The sequence below is a fragment of the Rhodococcus sp. (in: high G+C Gram-positive bacteria) genome (assembly GCF_049286785.1).
GTDB lineage: Bacteria > Actinomycetota > Actinomycetes > Mycobacteriales > Mycobacteriaceae > Rhodococcus_F.
Map to the genome: position 1 here is coordinate 1 of NZ_JBAQEO010000442.1, position 6,350 is coordinate 6,350.

General features: G+C 66.3%; 5 protein-coding genes. 2 read left to right on the forward strand and 3 right to left on the reverse strand.

The genetic code is table 11. The features are described 5' to 3' along the window. Positions 1-391 (forward strand): FAD binding domain-containing protein (locus WAW17_RS16100; RefSeq protein WP_422333949.1); only part of this gene is annotated, 391 nt, incomplete at its 5' end. Continuing rightward, the gene (locus tag WAW17_RS16105; RefSeq protein ID WP_422333950.1) at positions 388-2,502 is read left to right on the forward strand and encodes a xanthine dehydrogenase family protein molybdopterin-binding subunit; all 2,115 of its coding nucleotides are present in this window, start codon (positions 388-390) and stop codon (positions 2,500-2,502) included. The genes WAW17_RS16100 and WAW17_RS16105, both read left to right, overlap by 4 nt. Position 2,503: 1 nt before the next feature. Here the strand turns inward: WAW17_RS16105 and WAW17_RS16110 are convergent, their stop codons facing one another. The 3 genes from WAW17_RS16110 to WAW17_RS16120 all read right to left on the reverse strand — a co-directional run. After that, complete coding sequence (locus tag WAW17_RS16110; protein ID WP_422333951.1) at positions 2,504-3,193, reverse strand: SDR family NAD(P)-dependent oxidoreductase; 690 nt, start codon at positions 3,191-3,193, stop codon at positions 2,504-2,506. A 72-nt stretch (positions 3,194-3,265) separates the two neighbouring features. Beyond that, positions 3,266-4,486 carry a lipase family protein gene (locus tag WAW17_RS16115; RefSeq protein WP_422333952.1) on the reverse strand — a complete coding sequence of 407 codons (1,221 nt, stop codon included), beginning with the start codon at positions 4,484-4,486 and terminating at the stop codon, positions 3,266-3,268. Between the two features lie 155 nt (positions 4,487-4,641). After that, positions 4,642-6,350 (reverse strand): thioesterase domain-containing protein (locus WAW17_RS16120; RefSeq protein WP_422333953.1); only part of this gene is annotated, 1,709 nt, incomplete at its 5' end.

Here is a 6,350-nt window from a genome sequence, read left to right on the forward strand (position 1 = left end):
GGTCCATGGTGAACTCGTGACCGGAGTGGAGTTGCCCGCTCCGCCTCCCGGCAATCACGCGGCGTACCGCAAGGTGCGGGACCGGGCTGCCTTCGCATTCGCCCTGGTATCGGTGGCGGCGGAAATCGTGGTCGACGCGGACCGCATCACCTCCGCCCGCATCGCGCTCGGCGGAGTGGCGCACCGGCCCTGGCGGGCCGTGCGCGCCGAGGAGGTCCTCGTGGGCTCCCCGCCGTCCGAGGACGTGTTCGCGGAGGCGGCGGAGATCGAACTCGCCGAGGCGCATCCCCTACCGGGCAACGAGTTCAAGGTGGCGCTCACTCGTCGAGTTCTCGCAAGCATGCTCCGTTCCCTCACCGGGCAGGTCGAACATGGGCAGGTCGAACAATGACTCTTCTCGAACCGAAAGTGATCGGGACCGCCACCGAACGTGTGGACGGCCATGACAAGGTCACGGGCACAGCCCTGTACGCGTTCGAACACCCGGTCGACAATCCGACCTATCTGCATCCGATCCTGTCCACGACGGCCCGCGGGCGGGTCACGGCCGTGCACACCGCGGACGCGGAGGCGCTGGGTGGTGTCGTGGCGATCCTCAGCGTGTTCGACGCTCCCCGGCTGGCCGACACCTCCGACGGTGAGTTCACAATTCTGCAGGACACCGAGGTCCACTTCCGTGGCCAGTTCGTCGGCGCAGTGATCGCCGAGACACCCGAAATTGCGTGCCATGCAGCGGGATTGATTTGTGTCGACTACGAGGAATGGGACCACGATACCGAGTTCCGTTCCGGCCGCGATGACCTGTACGCGCCCGAGGACGTCAATGCAGGGTTTCCCACCGATACCGAAGAGGGCGACGTGGAATCGGCGTTGTCGGCTGCGTCGTTCACGGTGGACCAGATTTATGCGACCGCCATGGAACACAACAACCCGATGGAGCCGCACACATCCATCGCGCAGTGGCACGAACGCGGCGACACCACCGGCGGCGTGGGTCCCGTGCTGACGCTGTACGACTCTGCGCAGGGTGTGCACTCGGTACGGAGAACGCTGGCACCGCTGTTCGGGCTGGAACCCGAACAGGTGCGGGTGATCGCACCCCACGTGGGTGGCGGATTCGGGTCCAAGGGACTCCCACATGCGCACAACGTGCTGGTCGTCATGGCGGCGCAACGGACGAACGGCCGTCCGGTGAAGTTCGCGCTCACCCGCAGACAGATGTTTTCGCTGTCCGCGTACCGCACACCCACGTGTCAGCACGTTCGTCTGGGGGCCGACGCCGACGGGCACCTGACGGCCGTTTCCCACGAGGTGATCACACAGTCCGCGAAGATCAAGGAGTTCGCCGAACAGGCAGCCGTCCCGTCCCGGATGATGTATTCGTCGCCGAACCGGTACACCTCGCACCGCCTCGCCGCCCTCGACGTTCCGGTCCCGTCCTGGATGCGGGCGCCGGGCGAAACGCCCGGGATGTATGCGGCCGAGGTCGCGATGGACGAACTCGCACAGGCGTGTGGCCTGGATCCGATCGAACTACGCATCCGGAACGAACCGTCGCTCGACCCGGAGTCCGGCCTTCCGTGGTCCGGCCGCCGACTGGTCGACTGTCTGCGCGAGGGTGCAGGCCTGTTCGGGTGGGCAGATCGCGACGTCACCGCCGGGGAACGGTCGGACTCCGAATGGCTGGTGGGCATCGGAGTCGCGGCAGCCACCTATCCCGCCAACACCTCCCCCGGTTCGGTCGCCAGGATCGTCTACGGTGCGGACGGCGTCTATTCGGTGCAGATCGGTTCGGTCGACATCGGTACCGGTACGTGGACGGCGCTCACGCAGATCGCCGCGGACGCACTGGGCTGCCCGCTCGACGCGATCGCCGTGCACATCGGGGATACCGACCTTCCCTCGGCGTCCGTCGCGGGAGGTTCGACCGGAATCAGTTCCTGGGGCAGCGCGATCGTTGCCGCGGCACGGGTCTTTCGAGAGACCCACGGCCCGAGCCCGGAACCCGGCGCGCAGGCGAGCGCCGGCACGCCCGACAATCCTGACTCCGAGAACTATGCCCTGCACTCGTTCGGCGCACATTTCGCGGAGGTCCATGTCCACCGGGATACCCGCGAGATCCGGGTGGAGAGGATGCTCGGGGTATTCGCGATCGGCCGGGTGATCAACGTGCGCACGGTTCGCTCCCAACTCGTCGGGGGCATGATCATGGGACTGTCGATGGCCCTGCACGAGGACAGCGTCACCGATCCTCGTTTCGGCCACGTCGTCACCCAGGACCTCGCCGAATACCACATCAGTACCCACGCCGACGCGCGATACATCGACGCGGTGTGTCTCGACGATGTGGACGAGCACGCCAATGCAATGGGGTCGAAGGGGGCCGGTGAGATCGGCATCGTGGGTGCCGCCGCCGCGGTGGCGAACGCGATCTGTCACGCCACCGGCATCAGGGTCCGGAAGGTGCCGATTCGGCTGGACGATCTACTGCCCGATCGGTAGTTCATCTCATCCACCGACTGGGCGTCCACCGCCCCGTGTAGGTGAGGAATCGACGCGCTATCCTCCGTGGGCGCGGGCGGTCGCGCGTGTCGACGAGGCTGTGAGGCATGACAGTGAGCCGCGTACCGTCGACGAAGTACGCTGCGCCGGTGACGAACGCGGCGGCCGGCGCCGCGAGATACGCCGTGACCGCAGCGGCCTCACGGTCGTTGCACGCGGAATGTTCGAGGTCTACCCCCATGTCCGGCACCACCACGGAGTTCACCGTGATCGAGTACCGTGCAAGTTCCGTGGAGAGCAGCCCGGTCAGCCGGCCCCCCGGTGCCGACGCGGTCGTGATGTTCACAATTCGTCCCCCAGCACCGCCGGCGATCATGTATCGGACACCGCGCTGTATGCATTCCACGGCGGTGCTGCCCGGACAGTTGACGAGCACCTCGATACCGCCCAGTTCCTGAGCGAACTCGTCGACGGCGGCGGCGGATTCGGGCACACCTGCCGGATCCATCTGCCGTACGGTCGCCCGCGACGATGTGGCCCGGACCTTCCTGGCCAGCTCCTCGGCGCCGCACCGGTCCTCCGCGTAGGCCAGACCGAGGTGGAAACCGTCTTCCGCGAGCGCCATTGCGACGGTCTGTCCGATTCCGGAATCGGCTCCCGTCACCACCGCGGTGCGTGCCCTGGGGTGCATTGACTTGTATTACCCCCGGACCAGGCAACTCAAACGCTGACCTTGTTCAGGCAGAACGGAATCCGCGTTCGTTCAGCAATTGCTCGGCGCCGGTTCGCCTCGGAAGCGGGCATCGAGATAGTCCAGCGCGGACGGCAGTCCGAGAACGGCCGTGGTGAGGTGGTCGGGGCTGGGGAACAACTCGGACTGCACCCTGGCTCCGGCTGCGCAGTACCGCGCCATCGTCGCCTCGATCGAATCGACGGGAATGAGCGCATCCGTCGGGCTGTGCCATTCGAAGATCGGCGCCGTCGGAACGCCCGGATACAGCTCGACGCTGTTCTCGTTCAACACTTCCCATGCCTGCGGACTGCTCATCAGATCAGTGGTCCTGGCCACCTCCGTCACGCTGAGTCCCGCTCCCGCGGCGAGGATTCCGTTGGTGCACGCATCGGCGATCTCACCGCGCATCGCGAGTCCGCGGTCGTTGAGTTGCTCGCTGATCGGCAGCCGATTCGGGTACTCGCGTTCGAGCCCGAGGGCCGCCGCCATGGCGAGACCGAACGCGGGATGCGGTTGACTACCCAGACCGTTCGCCATCTTGCCGATGTTCATGGGGACGCCCCCCTCCGCCACACCCACGATGTTCAGTTCCGGGGCATAGGTCGGCGCGAGCGCGGCCGCCCACGCGGAAGCCATGCCGCCACCCGAATAACCGGCAAGCGCCACGGGGCTCTCCGCGAGGTTCAATTCGGGTACACGCTGGACCGCGCGGATCCCGTCGAGTGTGATCACGCCGCCGAGCTTCGCGGCGCCGTACGCACTGTTGGGGCCGAGGTGATCGGGAAGCGCCACCGCCCAGCCACGCTGAAGCACCAGGTTGAGTGCCGGGGCTTCACGGATCACGACGTCGGGATCGTTGGAGTAGAGGGTGCGCGACGGCGCACACCGCGGCCCCAGCGCGTTGATGATGTGCTGGTAGGACAGAAGAGGTCCGTCGACAGGCCGGTTTCGAGGCACCAGCACCGTCGTCACCGACGAAATCGGGTGCTCCTGCGAATCGGTCGTGCGGTACTTGACCTGCCAGATGTCGGCTCCGGGGAAGGCGGGCAGCGCAGGCATGGGCCGCACGGCGATCGGATCGCCTTCCGCACGGGAATCGACGCCCCGGGACTGCGCGTAGAACGGGTCGGGATCGGAAGCCGGATACATGGGCGCCGCGGCGGCCCCTCCAGCTGTGACGAGCGTCGCGCCTGTCAGCAGGGCCGCGCCCAACGCGCCGGCTAACAGATTTCGTCGTTGTGTGTGCCTCATGGAGCCTCCAGCATGCAGATCGAGCTGTCCGAGATCGGTCGCGATGGGTAGAGATGGGTAGAGGTGACTGTGACCGACGTCCCACGTGATATCGGAATCCCCGCCGACCCGTTACCACGGAGGGGACGTCGGACGGAACACGAGCACACCGTCGCTCAGTGCATGCTCAGGTAGTTTTCGAGTACCGGTCCGACGACCGCGAGAACATCGGGCTCGATCATCTGGTTGTGCTCGCATTCGATCTTGACTTCTTCGATACCTCCCGTGACGGCGCTTCTCCATTCGTCCGGCGAATGTTCGTGCTCGGATTGCGAGGCCGCCGCGGTGAAGAACAACAGATCACCGTCGAAGACCTGCGGGCGGAAACTGTTCATGATCCTTGCCGAGTTCGTGAACCCGGCGTTGATCCGTTCGAGATGTTGCGGAGTGATCCCCGTCTTCTGGCCGAACGCCTCGTCGAGCAGCTCGACGGCACGTTCGTAGGTGAGTTCGTCGTCGGCCGCCACCGATTCGAGTCCGAGCCCGTGCAGCAGCTCCGCGACGGTGAGACTGCCCGGACCGGTGTCGGAATCATTCGTCAGGTAGCTGTCCATGATGGCCAGGGTTGCGACGGACTCGCCTTCCCTGCGTAGTTCCACCGCGATCGCATGGGCGATGATGCCGCCGAGTGACCATCCGAGCAGATGGTACGGCCCGTGGGCTTGCACGCGGCGGATCTCCGTCACGTACCGGTGGGCCAGCTGCTCGATCGATTCGAACATCGGACCGCCGCTGATGACCGGCAACTGCAACCCGAATGCCGGGCGGTCCTGCGACAGATGCTGCAGAAGTCCTGCGTATCCCCATGAGAGGCCGATGCCGGGATGGACACAGAACAACGGCGGCTTCTCCCCGGTGGGCCGTAGTGGGATGACCACGTTCAACGCCTCGTCGACGGCCGTTTCCACCGGCTTCTCGGCATCGATCCGCAAGGCCAGTCCGGCAGGTGTCGGATCCAGGAACATCGACTGCAACGGAATGTGCCGTCCCAGACGCTCCTGCAGCAGCGTCACCAGCCGGGTTGCCACAATCGAGTTGCCGCCGAGATCGAAGAAGCTGTCGGCGGTGCCCACCCGATCGACGCCGAGTACTTCGGCGAAGGCTTCCACGATGACCCGTTCGGTGGCCGTCGTGGGCGCCCGGAATGCTGCGCCGGTCGACCCGAATTCGGGTGCCGGCAGAGCCTGGCGGTCGAGCTTGCCGACTGGAGTCATCGGGACCTCGTCGAGAACGACCACGGCGGACGGCACCATGTGCGCGGGCAGCCGCTCGACGGCGAAGGTACGCAACTCCGCAGGCTCGAGGTCGTGTCCCTCGACGGTCCGGACATAGGAGGCGAGCAGGGTGTCTCCCGAAGGCCCGGTGTGCCCGATCGTGGCCGCGAACGCCACCGCCGGATGCCGGGCCAGAACGGCGTCGATCTCACCCAGTTCGATGCGGAACCCGCGGACCTTCACCTGGAAGTCGGTGCGGCCGATGTACTCGAGGGTGCGGTCCCCACGCCACCGCACCACATCGCCCGTACGGTACATCCGCCGGCCGGTCTCCCCGAACGGGCAGGCGACGAAACGCTCCGAGGTGAGCGCCGGCCGGTTGTGGTACCCACGCGCCAGACCAGGACCGGCGATGTACAGCTCGCCCGGAACCCCGACCGGTACCGGCTGCAGGAACTCGTCGAGGACCAGTAGGCCGAAACCGACACCTGGGTCGCCGATGTTCACGTCGTCACCGGGGCGCATCGGGGCACTGATGCTCGACGTGATCGTGGTCTCCGTGGGCCCGTACCCGTTGTGCATGCGGCGAGTGCGGCCCCAGGTGTCGACCA

Bases quoted from the DNA above. Each gene is read 5' to 3' on its own strand.
- WAW17_RS16105 (WP_422333950.1), top strand. From the start codon at position 388: ATGACTCTTCTCGAACCGAAAGTGATCGGGACCGCCACCGAACGTGTG.
- WAW17_RS16110 (WP_422333951.1), bottom strand. From the start codon at position 3,193: ATGCACCCCAGGGCACGCACCGCGGTGGTGACGGGAGCCGATTCCGGA.
- WAW17_RS16115 (WP_422333952.1), bottom strand. From the start codon at position 4,486: ATGAGGCACACACAACGACGAAATCTGTTAGCCGGCGCGTTGGGCGCG.